Annotated in this window: 10 protein-coding genes and 1 pseudogene; 4 read left to right on the top strand and 7 right to left on the bottom strand. The window is 68.8% G+C overall.

The window, feature by feature from the left end:
* Positions 1-16: 16 nt before the first annotated feature.
* Positions 17-688, bottom strand: coding sequence for a helix-turn-helix transcriptional regulator (locus ABT026_RS28195; RefSeq protein ID WP_351118020.1), 672 nt, complete (start codon positions 686-688; stop codon positions 17-19).
* Positions 689-960: 272 nt separating this feature from the next.
* Here ABT026_RS28195 and ABT026_RS28200 point away from each other — a divergent pair, with 272 nt between their 5' ends.
* Together ABT026_RS28200 and ABT026_RS28205 are read left to right on the top strand one after the other, a co-directional pair.
* A complete protein-coding gene (locus ABT026_RS28200; RefSeq protein WP_351117989.1) occupies positions 961-2319 on the top strand; it encodes a COG1470 family protein in 1359 nt (452 codons plus the stop codon).
* A gap of 1225 nt (positions 2320-3544) precedes the next feature.
* A pseudogene (locus tag ABT026_RS28205) lies at positions 3545-4222 on the top strand (IS481 family transposase); the annotation flags it as partial.
* Positions 4223-4380: 158 nt separating this feature from the next.
* Here ABT026_RS28205 and ABT026_RS28210 read toward each other — a convergent pair.
* The 4 genes from ABT026_RS28210 to ABT026_RS28225 form a co-directional block, all read right to left on the bottom strand.
* Positions 4381-7386 (bottom strand): M56 family metallopeptidase, encoded by a 3006-nt coding sequence (locus tag ABT026_RS28210; RefSeq protein WP_351117990.1) that lies wholly within the window; start codon positions 7384-7386, stop codon positions 4381-4383.
* Positions 7383-7910, bottom strand: coding sequence for a hypothetical protein (locus ABT026_RS28215; RefSeq protein WP_351117991.1), 528 nt, complete (start codon positions 7908-7910; stop codon positions 7383-7385). The genes ABT026_RS28210 and ABT026_RS28215 overlap by 4 nt, the downstream gene beginning before the upstream one ends.
* Positions 7911-8257: 347 nt before the next feature.
* Positions 8258-8494, bottom strand: coding sequence for a hypothetical protein (locus ABT026_RS28220; RefSeq protein WP_351117992.1), 237 nt, complete (start codon positions 8492-8494; stop codon positions 8258-8260).
* Positions 8495-9754: 1260 nt separating this feature from the next.
* On the bottom strand, positions 9755-11830 hold the full coding sequence (locus tag ABT026_RS28225) for a DUF262 domain-containing protein (protein WP_351117993.1): 2076 nt from the start codon (positions 11828-11830) through the stop codon (positions 9755-9757).
* A 451-nt stretch (positions 11831-12281) separates the two neighbouring features.
* Here ABT026_RS28225 and ABT026_RS28230 point away from each other — a divergent pair, with 451 nt between their 5' ends.
* On the top strand, positions 12282-13052 hold the full coding sequence (locus ABT026_RS28230) for a hypothetical protein (RefSeq protein ID WP_351117994.1): 771 nt from the start codon (positions 12282-12284) through the stop codon (positions 13050-13052).
* Positions 13053-13405: 353 nt separating this feature from the next.
* Here ABT026_RS28230 and ABT026_RS28235 read toward each other — a convergent pair whose 3' ends face one another.
* On the bottom strand, positions 13406-14467 hold the full coding sequence (locus ABT026_RS28235; protein ID WP_351117995.1) for an EcsC family protein: 1062 nt from the start codon (positions 14465-14467) through the stop codon (positions 13406-13408).
* A gap of 319 nt (positions 14468-14786) precedes the next feature.
* Here ABT026_RS28235 and ABT026_RS28240 point away from each other — a divergent pair, with 319 nt between their 5' ends.
* The gene (locus ABT026_RS28240) at positions 14787-15203 is read left to right on the top strand and encodes a hypothetical protein (protein WP_351117996.1); all 417 of its coding nucleotides are present in this window, start codon (positions 14787-14789) and stop codon (positions 15201-15203) included.
* A gap of 16 nt (positions 15204-15219) precedes the next feature.
* On the opposite strand, the gene ABT026_RS28245 is transcribed toward ABT026_RS28240, so the two are convergent.
* A complete protein-coding gene (locus ABT026_RS28245; RefSeq protein WP_351117997.1) occupies positions 15220-18555 on the bottom strand; it encodes a type ISP restriction/modification enzyme in 3336 nt (1111 codons plus the stop codon).
* Positions 18556-18762 lie beyond the last annotated feature (207 nt).

Genomic DNA, 18762 nt, shown 5'->3' on the forward strand with positions numbered 1-18762 from the left:
TGGACGTGCCGGTCCGTCAGATCAAGCCGTTGCGCAGGGCGTAGCCGACCGCGTGAGCCCGGTTGCGCAGTTGCAGCCGCGTGATGATCTCGTGCAGGACGTTCTTGACGGTCCGCTCGGAGTAGGCGGTCTTGCGGGCGATCTCCGCGGTGTCCAGGCCCTCCGACACCATGCGCAGCATGTCCGCCTCCCGCGCGGTCAGCGTGGACAGGGAAACGCCCCGCGGGTCGAGCGCCGAGCGCTGGAGACTGCCCACGTGGGTGAGCAGCTTCCCGAGCAGGTCGCCGGGCAGGACACCCTCGCCGTTGGCTATGGCCAGGACCAGGCGCAGGAGCTGATCCTGGTCGGCTTCGGCGCGCCGCAGCACGGCCGCCACACCGCACTCGATGACGCGTTGCAGCGAGCCGGGGCCGAGGGTCGCGACCACCAGGCCGGTACGCGTGCGGGAGTTGTGCCGCAACTTGTCCAGCAGGGCGGCCACCTCGTCGTCGACGTGGTCCACGACCACCAGCGACACCTCCGCCAGTTCGGCGTCGAGGTCGGCGACCAGATCGACCTCGGGGCGCTGGCGCAACTGCTGGACGACGCCCAGGCGCAGGACCGGGTCCGCGGCGTAGACGCCCACGGTCACGCGCTCGGGGCGTTCGGGGCGGGACGTGCTCCGCATGGTCCAGGCCTGAGCGGGCATACGTGTCGGGGCGGGCCTGAGGGCCGAGTCGGCCGGTGCGGCCTTCACTGTGGTGGGCATGACGGCTACCTGTCTGACGTGAGGGGGGTGAGGTCGTACGGCGGTACGGGGTGGTGAGGGCGTGCACGGGAGGGCGGCGCCCGCGCGGTACCGGACCGTGGCGACGGCCGGCTCCCGGCGCGGGACGTGCGTGACCGCCAGGGCACCGCGACTGCCCGGGGTTTGCCCCCGCGCCCGTCGTGACGGCACGGGCACGGCCCTAGCGTGGCGGCGTGACGCCTTCTGCAGCCTCTTCCCGTTCCGGCACGCCCGGTCTCGACATCCCGGAAGTGACCGTGGCACCGGGTGACACCGCCACGACCAGCCTCACCGTCCGCAACGACAGCGACATCGTCGAGGCGTACAGCCTGGAGATCGTCGGGGACTGCGCCTCCTGGACCACCGTGGAACCCGCTCGGGTCTCGCTCTATCCCGGCACGTCCGAAACGGTGACCGTCCGGCTGGCCCCGCCGCGTTCCCCGGAGGTCCGGGCCGGCGAGCTGCCCCTCGGTGTGCGGGTCCTTCCCGCCGAACATCCCGATGCGGTGCGGGTGCTCGAAACCACCGTGCACGTGGAGGAGTTCCGGGAGCTGCACAGTGAGCTGGCCCCCCGCCGTCGCCGCGGCTGGCTGCGCGGCCGCTACCGGCTGGCCGTGCAGAACCGGGGCAACTCGCCGGTGGAGGTGGGCTTCACCGCCGCCCAGGCCGGCGAGGAGCTGGGCTTCACCTTCACTCCGGCGGAACGGAAGCTCGATCCGGGCGAGTCGGCGGAGATCGGCCTGCGTGTCCGCACCGGCACCCCGGTGTGGTTCGGCGCCCCCGTGGTGTGGCCGTTCACCGTGGACACCACGGCCACCGCGGACACCACGGACACCGCGGAGTCCGGCGACCAGGAGCCCCGGCACGACGATGCGGCCGTCCGGACGCCGCTGGACGCCGAGTTCGTCCAGATCCCGGTCTTCCCACGGTGGCTGCTCGTGGTGCTCGCGGCGCTGCTCGCCCTGTTGCTCGCCTGGTTCACACTGGTCCGCCCGGCGGTACGCAGCGCGGCCAAGGAGGCCGCCGCCGAGGCAGTCAGGCCGAGCCCGTCGGCCGCCGGGGAGCAGGGAGCGGGAGGACAGTCCCAGGGTGCCGGCACCGGGTCGGGCACCGGCACCGACGCCCAGGGGACGGGCGCGTCCTCCGGAGCGGGCGACGGCACCTCGGTCGAGAACGGCGCCACGGTCGTCGGCGGCCCTCAGATCTCGGAGACCATCGACGTGCAGACGGCCGGCGGGAAGACCAAGACCGGTACGTACCAGGTCCCCGCGGGCAGTGTCCTCGGAGTGACGGACATCGTTGTCGCCAACTTCCAGGGTGACGAAGGGCTGCTGACGATCACCTTCGGCGATCGCAAGATCACCACGATCGCGCTGGAAACCTTCCGCAACCAGGACTACCACTGGGTGACCCCCATCAAGATCGCCGAGAACGAGACCGTGACCATCGAAGTGACCTGCGGGAAACCCGGGACACCGGCGTCCGGCCAACAGGCGAAGGAGTGCCACGAGGTTCTGAACGTGAGCGGCGTTCTCAGCCGCACCACACAGTGACTCCGGTCCCACCCCTGAAGCATTGTCGGACGAAATGCCCTGTAACTCTCAAGAGTTGACTCTTGTTCCGACCGGAAACAATCAGCATGGGTCCGGAAAGCGACACCTCGGCCCCCGGCCAGGGGCCGAAGCGACCCCTCTCCGCCCGGCACGCCTCCGCGACGACCTGCGTCTCCGGACCGCCCCGCGCCACGCCGTGCCCGCTCACCCCGCACGACGGCCCAGGTGAATCGCCCTGTGAGTCGTTGACACGGCTGATGGGCGGTGGCCCTCCGAGTGCGGTGGGGCAGCGATGGCAGTGGCGGCCGTGGAGGTGACCAGCTTCTCGGCGCCCTCGCCCTCACAGGTTGCTCCGGCGGGGGCGAGCGGGAGCAGGCGTACGACATTCCGGGCGCTCTGAGCGGGATACCGCTCGACGCTGGGCTCGTGGAGCCCTTCCTGCCCCCGACACCAAGCGGTGCGACGTGCGATCATCGAGATCGCCAAGAACCTCGGGCATGCCGCACAGCGGCTGCGGAGCGGCTGCAGAGCGCCGAAGTCAAGGCCAAAGCGGCTCTCGATGAAGCCCTGGGCATCACTGTCCGCCACGAAACGGCACGAGGACCGCGACCGTCAGGTCGCGGTCCTCGCATGCGTATCGCTGGAGTGCGTCCGAGGTCTGACTCGCCCGGTAACGACACGCTCGTGGTCACACAAGGACATCTCAACCTCAGTCCACGGGCAGCCGTTTCTGCGGGGCGGTAGCTCTCCCGATCACGCAGCCTGCCCCCGAGGCCAGGTCCTCGCGGACGCGCCGCTCCCTCTTCGCCTCACTCCTGGCATCATTCCGCATCCGATCCGATCGTCCCCTCGACATCCGCAAGAAGCGACCGTGCCGAGAGCCCGCCGCCGCCGTACGGGGGGGCTGCCCCGCAGCAACACGTACGGGATGAGGGAGGGGCGGCTCAGCGGGAGGGCACGCGGGCCACGTCACGCCCCGTTGTCCGCTGTGCCTCCCCCTGCGACACTGCGGCACAGCGCCTCAGCTCCGCCGTCCGTCCGGGCGGCAGAACCCCCACGAAGGAGCCCCACATGCGCAGAAGCATCTCCGCCTTACTCACCGCGGCCACCATGGCCGCGCTCACCCTCGTCGGCGTCGGTGCGAGCACCACACAGGCTCTGCCGAAGGAGTGCACCCCCAGCGTTATCAGTCCTTCTACAACTTCGTCGTGACCTGCACGGGCGGCACCGGATTCTGACCCGACGCGGTCTGAACCGCCTGGCATGGCTCGACCGGCCCACCGGCGAGCCGATCCGCCGCTGCGAACGCGCCCGGCCGGGCGAGCTGGTCCACGTCGACATCAAGAAGCTCGGCAACATCCCCGACTGCGGCGGTTGGCGGACCGTCGGCAGAGCGGCAGGTGACCGCAACCGCCAGACCACCACCACCGACCGCAAGAGCTGCACGCCGCTGATCGGCTACAGCTACATCCACTCCGCCGTCGACGACCACTCCCGCCTGGCCTACAGCGAGGTCCTCACCGACGAGCGCAAGGAAACCGGGGCCGGCTTCTGGCAACGGGCGAACGCCTTCTTCGCCGCCCACGGCATCACCGTCGAACGGGTTCTCACCGACAACGGGTCCTGCTACAAGTCCAAGCTGTTCACCCAGACGCTCACCACGGCCGGCATCGCCAACAAGAAGATCCGGCCCTACCGGCCGCAGACCAACGGCAAAGTCGAACGCTTCAACCGCACCCTGCTCGACGAGTGGGCCTACCTGAAGCCCTACGCCAGGAACGATGAACGCACCGCGGCCCTGGACGACTTCCTCCACAGCTACAACTACCATCGCTGCCACACCGCACTCGGAGGCCAGCCGCCCATCAGCCGTGTCAACAACGCTGCGAGTCAATACACCTAGCCGACTTCACCCGTGCGTCAAAGGGGCCCCACAGGCCATCGGCTGAGCTCGCCCCGGCCCATCAGGCGAGGTCTGCTCCCGGATGCGGAAGCACCTGCCTCCGGCCCACACGAGGCAGGCAGGAGGTGCAGACCCCGCAGCCCTTTCCTCATGCAGCCTCACAGCCGGGGCTGAAGCGGCTGCGTGGGCCGGCCCTCGTAGACGGGGTCCGCCGGGTCGTCGATGATGGCCTTGACGCGGTCGGAGGCGGTGCGTACGTCGCGTGCGGCGGTCAGCAGGTCGAGCATGGCGGCGTGGAACGCCGCGGTGTCGTGGCGGTCGACAGCCTGGAGGCAGGCCCGGCCCGCGGCCCCGGCGGTGAGGGCGAATTGGTGCCAGGCGGTCTGGGCGACCTGGTCGGGGATCTGGAAGTAGACGGGCTCCCAGGTGGTGACGTTGAAGGTGTTCTGGCAGACGGGCCGCATGGCGGTCATCAGCTCGGTGGTGACCTCGATGTGGTCGCCGCGTACCTGTGGCCGCGCCAGTCTCGCCATCGTGGCCATGTTGGTGTGGGCGTGCTCGAAGAGATAGCGGCCGCCGAGCCGGTACCAGGCGTGAACCTGACGCCAGTGGATCTCTTCCGGTACGGCGAGGAGGGGCAGGCCGGCCGCCCGCTGGAACTCGGCCTGGGCGGTGACCGACATCAGCCGCGCCTTCGGGGTGAGCTGCACATGGGCGTCGCCGACCATCAGTACGGCCACGAGTGCCAGGGCCGGTATGGGTGCGGCGATGGCCGGCAGCACGGTGGTGACGTACCGCCGACGTGTCCAGGGAGCGGACACGACGGTGGCCGGGCCGGCGGCCACCGTGAGGCCGGCCCGCCGGGCGGCGCGCAGCAGGGCCACCGGCGCGGTGGCCGCCACGGCGATGGCCGGGGCCAGCGTGAGGGCGCTGTGGACGATGAAGCCGAAGATGCCGCCGTTCTCCAGTTGCTGCCAGGCGGGGCGCCAGGCGCAGCCGTCGTTGAGGACGCTGAGCGGCTCGACGCACCCGTCGAACGACATCAGCGCCGTCGCGGCAGCCAGACCGAGCAGCGCGCAGATGCCCGCGGCGACGAACGCGGTGAGGAGCCGGAACCGGGGCGTGGCCGCCGCGATCAAGGCGGCCACGAAGGCTCCGGCGGCGATGGCCCACAGTGCCCAGACGGCATAGCTGACGGCGTACAGGCCGCCGCGTTGCCCCGGCGCGGCGTGCACGGCGTGCAGCCAGGCCTGGACGGCGACGACCGCCTCCGCGGTGACGGCGGTGCCCAGCAGCGCGGGGACGAGAGCCTGCCGCGGCAACGGCAGCGAGCCGGCCGCCGGGGCATCGGCAGCGGTACCGGCCGGGACGGCCGCGGCCGATGGGCGGAGCCAGCCCGGGCGGCCTCCGGTGGCGCCCCGGGCCCACAGCACGAGGGGCACGGTCCAGGCCGCGACGGAGGCGAGGGGCGCGAGCGGCTGGTAGGCGACGTTCCGCAGCACCGCGTACGTCGCGGCCACGGCGGTACCGGTGTCGGGGTCGACGGTGCCCGGTCCGGGGAACGCGTTGGCCAGGTTCTGTAGCACGCCGTCCAGCTCGTACCAGAATCCGACGGCGTAGAGCGACCCGAAGTAGTTCCACCAGGCGAACCAGGCCGAGAGGATGAGCCAGCCGCCGGTCAGGCACAGCGCCAGCGGCCACCGCAGCGTCCGCCCCGGCCAGGAGGCGGTGGCGAGACGGGCGCACTGTGTGGTCCAGCAGGTGAAGGCGACCCCCGCGGCCACGGACAGGACCAGCAGGCCCGGACTGCCGGGCAACCACTGGCCCATGCTGCTCTGGCCGCTCAGCAGTGATCCGGCGGCCAGTCCCAGGCCCAGCCAGATCCCGGGGCGGACACCGGTGGGCGGCCGCCGGCCGAGCGCCGCTGCGCGGGCCGTGGCCCGCCACAGCACGGTCGCGGTGGCGGCGGCGACCATGGCGGCCGGGGCGGCGGCGAGTCCCTGGCCGAGCCAGTCGCTCAGACGGGACACGTCAGCCGAGACATAGCCCATGAGGTGCAGGTTCATGAGCGTCGCGCTTGTGCCGAGCAGAAGCATCAGCAGCGGGCTCACCGTGAAGAGCGGTTCCGGATCGTGAAGGGCGTCGCGGCGGACGTCCCACCGCGGATGGTGGTGGCGGATCCGGTGCAGGAGGCCGGACACCCCAGGGCGGTCTCCATACGGGTGCCCGGCCTGCGCGGACCTCGTCGCCCAGACGTGTGCCAGGGGTGCGCCCCACCGGTCGGCGGTCAGGTCGGCGTGGAGTTCACGGCTGCGCAGCACGTCCGCCCGGACCAGGTACATCACGAGTCCGACGACCACCGGAACGGCCAGGTTGCGCAGTTCGAACGGAGTGAAGGCCGGCCCCGCGCCGCGGGGAAGCCCGAACAGCCCGAGCCCGGACCACCAGAGCAGATAGGGGACGGTGACGAGGGCGAGGAACGACCGCCACAGGGTGATGGTGCCGTAGGTGGCCGTGAGGTCCCGGTTGGCGATGTGACCGAGTTCGTGCAGGACGACGGCGTCGAAGGTCCGCGGGTCGGTAGTGCGGCAGGCGACCAGTCCACCGTTCAGCAGCAGGCGTGGGCGGCGGTTGGTGCCGAACACCGAGGCGCTCCGGGTGAGTACGGCCGGCGCGACGAACAGTTCCGGCAGCTTCCCGATCCGGCCCGCGGCCAGTTCCCCGACGTGGGCGGCGACCTCCGGGCCGCCAGCGACGAGGCGCAGGCGGACGCAGCGTCTCCGGCGCTGCTTCCACAGCGGCAGCAGGACGGTGGCCAGTGCCGCCGCCGCGACGACGACAACGGGCCCGACCAGGAGCTCCCACAGCGGTGGACGTGGCGCATAGTGGGCCACGCAGGGCAGAAAGGCCAGTGCCTGCCCGATCTCGCGGGCCGCCGAGGCGATCTGGTGCGCCGGGTCGAAGTCCGCGCCCGCAGCCCAGACGCATCCGTTGTAGTCACCGGTGTGCAGGGTTTGCAGGACCGGCACCGGCAGATATCCGCCCGCGGCCACGATGAGAAGCAGCAGCAGGCCGAACCGGGCGTTGGTGCCGGCGCCGAGTATCCGCTCGTCGAGTCCGGCCCGAGGGGTGCGAGGGGCCCGAGGGGACTCGACGGTGGTCACCGCGACCCGTCCGGACCTTCCAGCTCCGTGGCATCTCCCCGGGGCCCTTCGGATTCGGCGGCGGGCAGGGCGGCGGCGACCCTGTCGGCGATCCGGCGGGCCCGGTCGGCCGGCAGTTCCGCCTCGGCCGCCGCGTCGAGCACCATCCGTTCGACCATGGTCCGCTGTTCCGCGGTGAGGGGAGGGATGGCCTCAGGTTCTGTCCCGCGTCGCAGGACGCGCCGCCACAGCGACGCCAGGCCGCGCTCCGCCCTGATCACCGCCGCCTCGGCCAGCCTCTGCCGGGCGACCTCCAGAGTCAGCCACAGCACCGGGGCCACCAGCGGCACGACGTCCTCGATGCCGAAGCCGAGCTGGTCGCGCCCGTGTCTGCGCCGCCGCAGCCGGGCCACCACCTGGGCGTCGCTGTAGCGGAGCAGCCCTTCGACCACGACCGTCTCCTCCGGCGCGCAGTCGGCCACGACCTCCCGCACCAGATCACGTACCAGGGCCCCAGCGGGCCGCCCGAGTTCGGTGTCTGTCATCCCCACCTCCGCGTACTGACGCTTCGTCAGCCATGCCTTCCGGGTCGTCGATGCTACCTGCACCGGTTTCGGCACGTACGGTGATTCCGCATCCCGCCCGTCGGGATTCAGCGGCAGCGGCAAGCGGCCCCGTCGGGTAAGCCGCCGGAAGCTGCTGCAAGCGCTGCGGTCAACGGGCGAAACGAGTGCTCGTCGGCGCGCGGGACAGGGCCTCCTGCCGCTCCAGCCGCGATCACCGTGAGCCGCGGGAGGCCCTCTCCTTCACGCGCGGGCGACGGCTGAGCCGGCCCGGTCGGGCAACAACCTGTCCGAGCGGGAACGAGCCTGGGACGGAAGCCCAGGAGCTTCTACACCCACGGGCCGTCACCGAACCAGTACCCGTGCTCCGCCGCCTTCGCCATGGCCGGAATGGGGCCGGTGTACAGCATGCCGGTGTAGAGCGCGGACCAGTATCCGGACGCCTTGAGGTAGTTGAAGTACGTCTGGTCGACACCGTCCGACGTATCACCGTGACGCTCGCATATCCGGAGTATCCGGTGGACACGACGCGGGCCCAGTTGCTCCGGCAGGTCGGCGACCACCACAGCTCGACCTTGGCTGCGACAGGCCCGCTGCCGTAGTAGCGGTTGTACGTCGGCGTGATCGGGTAGCCACTCACCACCCAGGAGCCTCGCAGGCACACGCCGCCGTTCGCAGCCGGGTCCACGCCGTCGCAGGTCGCCGGGCTCGGAGCGTTCGCGCAGCTCAGGGCATCGGCATGAGCCGGGGCCGGGGCGAACACGAACTGGGCCGCGACGACCGTGAGCAGCTTGGCGAGGAGTGCCACCAGCCGTGACCGCCGCAGCGGCAGCGGGCCTCCCCGGGCTCGCGTGAGGTTTTAGCCGTGCCGCATGGATCCCTACGCTACCCGGCAGGGTTCGACGCCGTACTCGCTGGCGAGGGCATCGAGGTTGCACAAACCAGGGTGAGGATGCCCCGGATGAACTCGATCATGGAACGGTGGGTACAAACGCCGCCGCGAGCTGCTGGACCGCACCATCATCTGAAACCAGCAACACCTGCTCCGCGCCCCGCACGAGTTCCAGGACTTCTACAACTCACTCCGTCCCCACCAAGGCTTCGCCAACACCCGAACCACTACAGGCACTACCGACCTCGATCAGCGATCCAGAACAGAGCACCCACCTCAACATCCGACGACGCGACCGCCTCGGCGGCATCCTCCACGAGTACCACCATGCCGCCTGACCTCGCCGGATGAGGTTCTCGGCAGGCGCAGCTGACCCACGCCGCCGCGGCCAAGGCCGCTGCCTCCGGCACCCGGAAGAGGACCAGGCACGGCAGACCCTGAGGGAGTGCGACAAACGCCTCACCCGCTACCGGGCCGCACTCGCCGCCGGAGCCCACCCCACCGTCGCCACCCAATGAATCAACGACGCCCGGAACGACAAACGCACCGCCCGCGCGAGACTCAAAGAAGCCGCAGAACCGCAGACGAGCGCATCCAGTGGCGCCAACAGGAACCTGAGGATCGGGAAGCCGCTCACAGAGAACGAGATCATCGAGATCGCGACGAACCTCGGAGATGACACAACGGCTACAGAGCGCCGAAGCCAAGGCCACAGCGGCACTCTACGAAGCCCTGGGCATCACTGTCCGCTACGAAAACGCGACGAGGACCGCGACCGTCAGGTCGAGGCCCTCACATGCGTATCGTTGGAGTGCGTGTCCGAGGGGTGAGTCGCCCACCAACGATACGCTCGTGGTCGCACAAGGATGGCTAGAGCTCTGAAGAGCTCGCCTGACGAAGCCGAACGCATGCAACCGACGGTGGATGCGCCCTTTCAGCTGACTTTACGCGCAGCCAGAGGGCTGGAACCGGGCACCGCCCTGACATGTGGGACGTTGTCGGCGCGAAGCCGCGCCGCCACGGCGCCGGGGCTGATCTCTCCGGCCCGATACTGACTACTGGGAACCGCAACAATCTGTGCCACTGTTAGCTGGGCTCCCTGCGGCAGGCCGGCGAAGGCTTCCTGTATGTGCTGGGCTACATCCCTCCGCGGCCCCAACGTCCTGGGCACCGCACGGGTAGGAGTCTCAGCCCTCCGCTCGGTGCCAACGCCGATCCCGAGCGAAGGAGGCGCCTCGCCTCCTGCCGGCCGCGGCCAGCGTCGGCAAAAGACCTGGAACAAGTGATCGGCCCGGGCCAGAATACTTGCCTCATCCCAGAGCTCAGGCAAGGACCGGTTCAGTGTCAGCGCACTGTGGAGCAGAATCGCGGAGCGCTTCTGTGTCCACGGGCCGTTGGATATTGCCGGGTTGAGTACTCGGGTGAGCAAGGTCAGGTTGCCCGCCGTATGGAGCAGTGCCTGTCGCAGCTCCCTTGACTCGCTGTGGTCATGGCCGTCAGGCATTGGCCAGTGCTCTTCCCAGCTTTGCGGCATCAAATGCTCGATGGTCAGTTTTCCGTGGTGGACGACACGCTCGGTCCGGCCCGTGTACGACGTGCTCTCCAGCTCGGCAAGGACGAGCCGCAGACGCGCCCTGGTGAGCTGCTTGTAGAGGGGCTGCGAGCGCAGGACGTACCGCACGTCCTCGTCCCGAGGCCAAAATCCGGATTCCGCGTCCTGCCGAAGCAGGAACGCCTCCACTACTCTCGGATCGTCCTTGCTCTTGAGCTCCTGCAGCAGGTCAAGAAATAGCCGGTTGTAGTTCTTCGTCGTCAGTCGACAGACCATGCGCCGAACCAGGTAGGAATCCAGAGCGGCCATCGCCTCAGCACGATCGTCCTCGCTGTACCTGGTCACCAGCCACAGGAGGACGGGAACGATGGTGTTGACGTCCAGCACACGCAGGACGCTCAAGAAGCGCCCCTCGGGCGTCTCCGGCTGCTCTTCAGCGGTCAGCCGCTGATACACCGCGGCTTGGTCCACCATGTGGCGCACCAGCAAGGGCAAGCCCGTTCCAGTCTCACGAAGGAGCCTGCGGAACATCAGGAACAGCTCGGGAGCCTGTACCTCCTCCGCGAGTTCACAGGTGAGGAACTGGGTGAGGAAGACGTCCAACGCCGGGCGCTTCAACCGCCCCTGCCGCACCTCCCGGCGCCAATGCGGCGTCTCCACGTGCGACCACACATCCCGGTGAAGCGCCTCCACCGGCAGTTCCTGCTCCTCCGCCATCTGAAAGACGAGGTTCTTCACCAGGTCGGACGCCTGCAACGGCGTGCCACGATCGTTCAACGCCTCGAAAATGACCTGGGCGTTGTCGTGGGGCTTGAGATCGATGACGACGAGCTCGAATTTCTCCCGCAGCACGCGGACGAGCGCGTCGAAGCCTTCTTCCAGACGGTCTTCGTAGCCCAGCTCCTGCGCCCAGCCCAGTGTGCGGTTGCGGAAGAACCGATAGGCCTGAACGAGGGCCGGATCACCAGTACCGGTCGCGACTACGGCCTCCACGGCACGACGCAGCCGACCGTCCATCACCGCTCGGAACGAATCTCGGTCGGCGTTGGTGGGCCACACTTTGTAGACCGCGTTCGGGTCGTCCGTCATCTCGTCGTCGTTGGCGGTCAGCTTGACGAGTGCCCTGACGTACTTGGCCTGTACTTCCAGTTCCTGCACAACATCACGGACCGCGGCAAGGAGCACCTGCAGAGTGGTCAGGCGTTGTTGCCCGTCGACGACCTGGCGAGCGGGCATGGCGCCTGTTGCCGTCTGCATCTGGTCCAACACCACCGCACCGAGGAAGTGCGGATACACCTGGTCGCCGGCAAGTTTCCGGTTGGCCAGAGAGACAATGTCCTCCCACATCGGACGCCAGTTTCTGTCCTCCGTCCAGACGTACGGCCTCTGGAAGACCGGAACCAGGAGTCGCTGGTCCTGCCCGAACAGCTGATACAAATTCATCGGATTGGCGTCCACCAGTAATCTTTACTCCGTTCCCGGTGCACCTCGCAAGAGCTGTTCCCCAGCTTGCTCCCAATGCGCACCGTGCACCCCGATCTCGCACACCTCGACTGTGCGCGCAACGACCTGGACCTCCAATGCTCCGTGGCCGACTCAAGTCAACACTCGCGGCGCTGCTCTCTTGTCAACACGACGTCACGAGCGAGAGGCTGCGGCAAGCAGCAGGACGTGCCGACCCTCTGTTCCGCATGTGAGAGACCGCTGACCCCTCGTACCGGGTGACACGTCTGGCGACGCGGCCGAGGCCTCAACGCGATCGGGTGCATGGGAGAGCTCGAGCATGGGGACTTCTAGGGCAGTACACCAACGCGCCGTGCAGCAGCGGCAACAAGCGGTAAGGGGAGGCTGACGCGAAGTGCCCGGACGATGTACCGGATGGATCCCCGACCTCAAGGGCCAGACCATCGTGTTCACCGGCAAGACTCTCATCGATGGGGTGTGGACCGTCCGGAAGGACTGCATGGCTCGTTCCCGACACTTAGGAGCCAGGTGTCTGGAGAGCTTCTCGCGAAGCGTGACTCTCGTCGTACACGGAGAGCTGGCCGGCAACGTCAAGGATGCCGACCGAGGACTCAGCCAGAAGCTGTTGCGGGTCATCCAGGAACGCAAGTCCGGCCAGCACGTGCACGTGGTCGACGCCGCGGGCTTCTCGGATCTCCTCTTCGAAGCCCCGGCCAAGTGCCGAGATCTCCAGATGCAAGGCCCTCACGTAGCGGTGATGCCCGAGGTCGGCGATGGAATTCTCGGCGGCCCCTTCGAGCGGATTGAGCAACGCAAGCGGGGCCTTGGCCAGTCCGGTTACCGCGCGTTCGGCTACGGCTCCGAGCGACACAAGAAGCTACTGACGGACCTGGTCAGGTTGAAGCGGGGGCGGCCGTCCATCCAATTGCGCCACCCGGCTCGACGAGGTCCTCAGTTCGACATCGGCTGGATCGATGGACAGACTCCCTATGGCGCATGGGTAGCGGCCCCGGAGCCGGCGGACAGTGAAGTAGTCACACGCCGACTGGAAGAGGCCACCCTCCAGATCAGCCGGACGATCCGCTCCACACGTTCGCGGACTGAGCTCCGTCCGGTGGTGGTGTTGGAGAACACCACCAGGCTTGACCCTCGACTGAGGCGGACAGCCGATGATGCCGGTGTTGTACTCAGCAGGCTTCAGGACCTCCCTCGCTGAGCATCCAGGGAGCGTTGACACGGGCGCATCACCCAGTCAGCTCTGCACTGCCGAGGTACTGGGCCCAGCCGCCTGCTTCTTCACTTGGTCACAGACGTCCTGACCGTATCTTGATGGAGTTTCCCGTCTGCCCGGGTAGTGGCCGATGGCTCACCCCACAGAGCTTCACGATCGACACGGCGGAACGGCTGTGCTGAACCTGAGCAGGGCGGCAACGTAACCCTGATGCTGCTGCGACTGGTCCACCTCGATGTGAGCCATGCGCTGGTGCTGCTGCACCTGCGACGGGCGAGCAAGTGTTGGCACACCGTCACCGAAGCCGAAGACCCGGTCCAGTGATGGTGCGCGCGGACTCAGGCGAGCGACTCGTCCTCGTCGTCGGACGACGGCGAAGAGGTCGGCAGCGCGTCCTCCTCACGGAGCAGCTGGATCACGCGAATCTCCTGGTCGTCGTCCTCGGCGTCTCGGGCCGGGTCGAAGTCGAGATCGATGGTCAGGTCGCCACCCGACTTCTCGACGAGGAAGCGTTCGCGGTACGCGTCACGCGCCGCGACGGCGATCTCGTCGATCAGTTTGTAGCTCAGGCTCGCGCCGACGATCATGCCGGCGACGGGGACGAACTGACCCAGCTTCCTCTTGACCAAGTGGTGCCCGAACTTCTCGGCGAAGCGTTGGGCGATCTTGACGAGCACCTTCTCGTTCAGCTTGGTCCAAGGAACGTTTCTCACCAGCATCTGGGTGAGCTGGGAGAGTTCCGAATAGGCGGCGACCTTCGCCGACGTGCCCACGGAGAGGCCGAGGGCGATCACGGACATCACGAAGACTTCCTCTTCGGGATCACGCGGGTCATAGCCGTAGCAGAGTGCTGTCGAAGAGACTGTCCGCGTCGATAGACCGAGCATGAGCGTCGCGTCCGCGGCCATCGCACCAGCCACCGTGCCGATTCCCGGCGCGGCCGCCACACCGGCTCCGGCCACCGACCCGGCGCCGGCCAACAGTTCACCACCAGTCACGACGGCGCCGGAGGTGAGGCCGGTCGCGGCAGCCGAGAGGGCGTGGCCGTATCGCACCAAGTTCTGCTTCGTCACAGCGTCGACCACTCGGAGATCCAGGCTCCGGATCTCGTCAAGCTCGGTTATCTCATGTCCGGCTCGCTGGTACTGGGCGATGACACGCTTCTTGCTCACCGTCCGGCTCGCGGTGTCTCCGACGGCCTTGCCGACCCCTCTCGCCGCTCCGTTGTACGCGGCGGTCACCTTGTCGGCGCCCGGGACGTTCTTGGCCTTCTCCCCGAGCGCGGCGAGACGTTCCCTGGCCTGCTGCGGAATGAGCTGCCGCGTCTGCTTGCCGAGGGCGTCCTCCTTCCGCCTCTGGAGCCGGTCCCACTCCTTCTGTTCGTAAGCAGAGAGAGTCATTTTGGTGCCCCCAGTCTGGGTATGTCGTGAGCGGTCCCGGACGTCGCGACTGTTCTTGCGTCGGACGCGGGACTGTGGTCGGTTGTGCGCCGCAGGTTTCGCCACTCAATAAGTCGCGGTGCGACGGTGGCCGCTGCGGATCCCCCGTACAGCCGGCTCGGCATGTGGCGCCGACTGCCCCCTGGGGGATCTTCATCACGTCGCAGAATACGCAGTCGCCTCGCCCGGGGGAGGCTTCCGGGGCAGTTCTTGAGAGGCTCGCCGGGAGGCGGACGGCCAGGGGCCCACAAGATGCCCGCGTGCGTGCTAGTCATAGCGCATGGCCATCCCGCACATCGATCTGACACCCACCCAGCGCGGCTTGCTCGCGGAGCTCATGGCCACGACGCTGCCACGTCTGGCTGCGGAGGAGTCCGGCCGCCCGGTCTCCGCCGAGCAAATCTCCGAAGCGGCTCCCGGGCTCCTCTGGCTGGGCCTGATTCAGGAGTCCGAGGAGGGGGACCTCGCTGTCACGCCCGCGGGTGAGGCGGTCCATCACCGTGCCGAGCACGAGAAGGCAGTGTGCCGCCTCGCGGAGATCGCGGCGTTCGCCGATGCGCTCGAGGCGGAGGCGCCGGCGGGGACCGAGTGGCAGCGCGTCCCGGGCGCCCTGCGCCGACTGGCGCAGGGCAGCGCAGCGTTGGAGGAGGCCGTCGGCACTGTGAGAGCGGCCGGGGTCACCGGCGCCACCGCCTGATCCTCCTTCGACGACCTCAATCGGTGCCGACCCCGCCGTCGGTGTCCGTGTCGGTGTCGGTGAAGAGTTTGGGCTGCGAGGGGTTTGCGCGGGCCTTGCGCGCCGTCCCGGGCACGGGCAGGACCCCCGCTGTCGTGAGGTCCTCCTCGGTGATCACGGGGCCGCTCAGGACCTCGGTCAGCAGGTCACGCTGCGCGGACCGCAGGTCCACCAGGCGCCGCAGGACCGAGAGCAGCCGGATGAGTTCCTCCGTCCATTCGCCAGGCCAGTTGGTGGCGTGGATGTCGTCCAGTGGGCTCGTCCTCTTGCTGTTGGGAGAGGCCTTTCGGTAGCCGAACCACTTCTTCAACACCGGCATGCCGCCGACATCGAAGTTCCACACCTCCTCGGGAACCGGCCCGAAGGATCCCTCCCCCACGTGCAGGGTCTGGGTCTCGGAGTCGTGCCGTATCTGCGCCGGCAGCGTGTCCCCGATGTGGGTCAGGTAGCGGACCTGCCGTGCGTCGCCCCGGGGGAACCCAACGGCTCCAGCCGGTCGGCCAGCCTCCGGGCTGACGCCACGCTCGCCGTAGGTGAGGACCCACAGGACCTCGGTGCCGAGGGCGACCGCCTTCTCCCACGTCTCGCGGGTCCGCGTGAGGGGAAGCCGAACGCCAGGTGTCAGCAACTCCTCGGGGAACCGCTCGGTGAAGGTGGTGTGTCCGGCCACGGCGAGGACGTAGGCGGCCAGATCATGCACCGAGGGCTCCGCCTCCAGGCCGATGGCGGATGTCAGGTGGGCGAGCAGACCGGTGGGGACGTTGGGGGTCCCGTCGGGGTGGAGCAGCGGCATGCTCCTTCCGCCGCGGCCGTTGAAGTGGTGGGTGTCGGGGATCAGGGCGGTCGCCATGACGGCGGGGCCGGTTTCGATGACGTGCGATGACTGCTGGTTGAGGAAGACCTGCGTCTCCTGCACGGCGTCCCAGAGGTCGGCGCGCGGACGATCGAGCACGCGGTGATCGGACACCAGCCACTGCCTGTCGAAACTCCGGAAAGCGACCTGGACCATGTCCGGTGCCGTCCGCGTCTCCTCGCGCAGCGACGAAGGACGCGACGGCTGGCCCGGCAAGGGCGGCATGGTGCGGTCCAGGCTACGGGCGTCGGTCTCTTTGAACAGCTCGGCCTTCGCCTCCGGATCGGTCTCCCGCACCATCCGCGACCAGCGGCGCCGAAGGATGTCCCCGTGAGGGGCGGTGACCCACGACCGGTTGGCTTTCACCCCAGGACTGCCCCACGGGAAAAGATCGTCCAGCGCGGGGAAGTCCTCCCACCCGGACTGAGTGAGGGGCGTGAAGGGCCGGACATCTTCCTCGTGCGTGTCGCGCCACCCATCGTCGTCCAGCCGCACCGCCCGGAGCTGGTCGAACTTCTCCTGCCGCTTCCCCGACACCGCCCGGTAGTGGATGCGAGCCGGCTGATCGGGGTCGGTGTCCGCGCGGCGGACGAAGATACAGATGGCGAGCGGCTGGGCGACCTGGGGGAAGATCCTGGTGTTCACCTCGGGTCGCTGCCCTTCCGGCGTGAGGTTGATGATCCAGCCTTCGTCGCAGGTGCGCCTGAGGTAGTCGCGCATGCCGCGGCCGCCGGGGCCGGTGGCGAAGCCGGACGGGGTGACGAAGCAGACCACACCGTGCCGGTCGGCGTCGTGGGCGTCGAAGACCTTCCACGTCGCCCAGCGCCAGAAGTAGACGTACATGTTCTTCAGGACGTGCTCGTACCGGCCGTTGCCCGGCAGCCGGAACGTGTCGAGCAGCGGCGGTTCCTGGCCCATGGGCCGCTTCTCGACCCACCCGCCGCGGTTCTCCGCCTTGTCGTCGTACGGCGGGTTGCCGATGACGACGGTGACCGGGATGTTGCCCTTCACCTGGTTGGCGCGCCGGCGTGAGGTGGAGAGCACCTCGTAGGTGGAGACCAGTTCCTGTTCCTCGATGTAGGGGTTGTCCAGCGTGTCCGTGACGAAGAGGTTGAGGCCGCCCTTGGGCAGGGGCACGCCGTGGTGCTTCAGGAGGTCGGAGGCCCGCATCTCGGCGACGGCGAACGAGCCCATCTGCAGCTCGAAGCCGTAGAGGCGGCCGGCGAGGCGGGCGATGGCGTCCCTGGCCATGGCGGGCCCGCTGTGTTCGGCGGCCTCGGTTGCGACCCGGTCGATGACGGTGTGGAGGAAGGTGCCGGTGCCCATCGCCGGGTCGACGATCCGCACGTCGTCCTCGGCGTAGCCACGCGGCTTGCCGAGCCGCGTGCGCAGGACGTCCTCGGTGAGGCGCACCATCTCCTGGACCACGTCGTGCGGCGTGTAGTAGGAGCCGCTCTTCTGCCGCAGGCCGGCGTCGTAGACGGTGAGGAAGTTCTCGTAGAGGTGCAGATAGGCGTCGCGGTTGCCGCGGCGGATGGTCGGCCAGTCGACGCTGTCGATGGTGCGGAGCAGCAGTTTGAGGGTGACCTCGAAGCGCTCGTTGACGTTGTCGGTGAGCAACTGCAGGGCCTTGCCCATCAGCGCGTGCCCGTCGTTCAGCCGGCGGCCGATGTCGTGGAGGTTGGCGTCGGTGAGGTCGATGCCCTCGCTGCGCGCCAGGAGCAGCGCGAAGGTGACGGTCTGGGCGTAGCCGTCGGCGAAGGTGGCGTCGTCCGCGGTGGGGAAGAGGAGCTTCCGCCAGTCGCTCTTGAGCCCCGTGAACGGCCGGTCCTGCGCCCCGCCCTCCTCCTCGGGGGCCCGGGCCTCCGCCGCGAGCTGTTCCAGCACGGCTCCGCGGAGCAGTCGGCACAGCGGCGCCACGTGCTGCACGAGGCGGGTGACCTGCCGAATCGGCGGGGGCGCCCAGAGCAGGAAGGCCTGGAGCAGCGAGTCCAGGGCTGCCGGGTCGTCCGGTACGAGCTTGCCGCCCGTGGTCTTCAGGGCGCCGGTGAGCCGGACCGTCTCGCCGACCTGGACGCCGTCCCGGAACAGGCGCCACTCGGTGCCATTGGTGTAAAGCAGGTTGGGCAGGTCACGGAGGCGATCCCACTGGGCCTTGTTGCGGCCGGTGAAGGTCCCCGGGTCGACGGTGAGTCCCGGCTTCTTCACCTCGATGTAGCCGTTCACCACCCCGTCGACCTGCACCGCGTAGTCGGGCCGAACCCCCAGCTCGGGGATGGCGACCTCGTCGTGCCAGCTGACCTCGGCGAGCGAGTGGTGCCGGCCGACCGTCGCCAGCAGCTGCTCGAGCGGGCTGCGGATGGCGGCCTCGGGGCCGCCTCCGCCCGCGAGTTTGACCTTGCAGGCGGCTCCGAAGGCCGCGACGGCTTCACGGAGCCAGTTGTACGGGCTGAGCGACACAGTTCCCCCCAGGGTGCGTCCAAATGCCCAAGATCAACCGTGGTTGTATCAGGGGCGTGGCGAAGATTTCGCCCCCGCGTCGTGGCCATGGCCTCACGCGGTGGGCAGGTGCAGGGCTTGGGCCCTTCGCCGCCTCGAAGGCGTTCGCGAAGTCCGCCCTGCTGTTCCAGCGGGCGGCCCGGCGCATGGTCGGCAGAACCATGTGTC

This window comes from Streptomyces sp. NPDC002734 (genome assembly GCF_040295685.1).
Taxonomy (GTDB): Bacteria; Actinomycetota; Actinomycetes; order Streptomycetales; family Streptomycetaceae; genus Streptomyces.

Coding starts and splice junctions, on each gene's coding strand:
- ABT026_RS28215 (WP_351117991.1), bottom strand. CDS start 7,910: ATGACAGACACCGAACTCGGGCGGCCCGCTGGGGCCCTGGTACGTGAT.
- ABT026_RS28240 (WP_351117996.1), top strand. CDS start 14,787: ATGGCCATCCCGCACATCGATCTGACACCCACCCAGCGCGGCTTGCTC.
- ABT026_RS28235 (WP_351117995.1), bottom strand. CDS start 14,467: ATGACTCTCTCTGCTTACGAACAGAAGGAGTGGGACCGGCTCCAGAGG.
- ABT026_RS28195 (WP_351118020.1), bottom strand. CDS start 688: ATGCCCGCTCAGGCCTGGACCATGCGGAGCACGTCCCGCCCCGAACGC.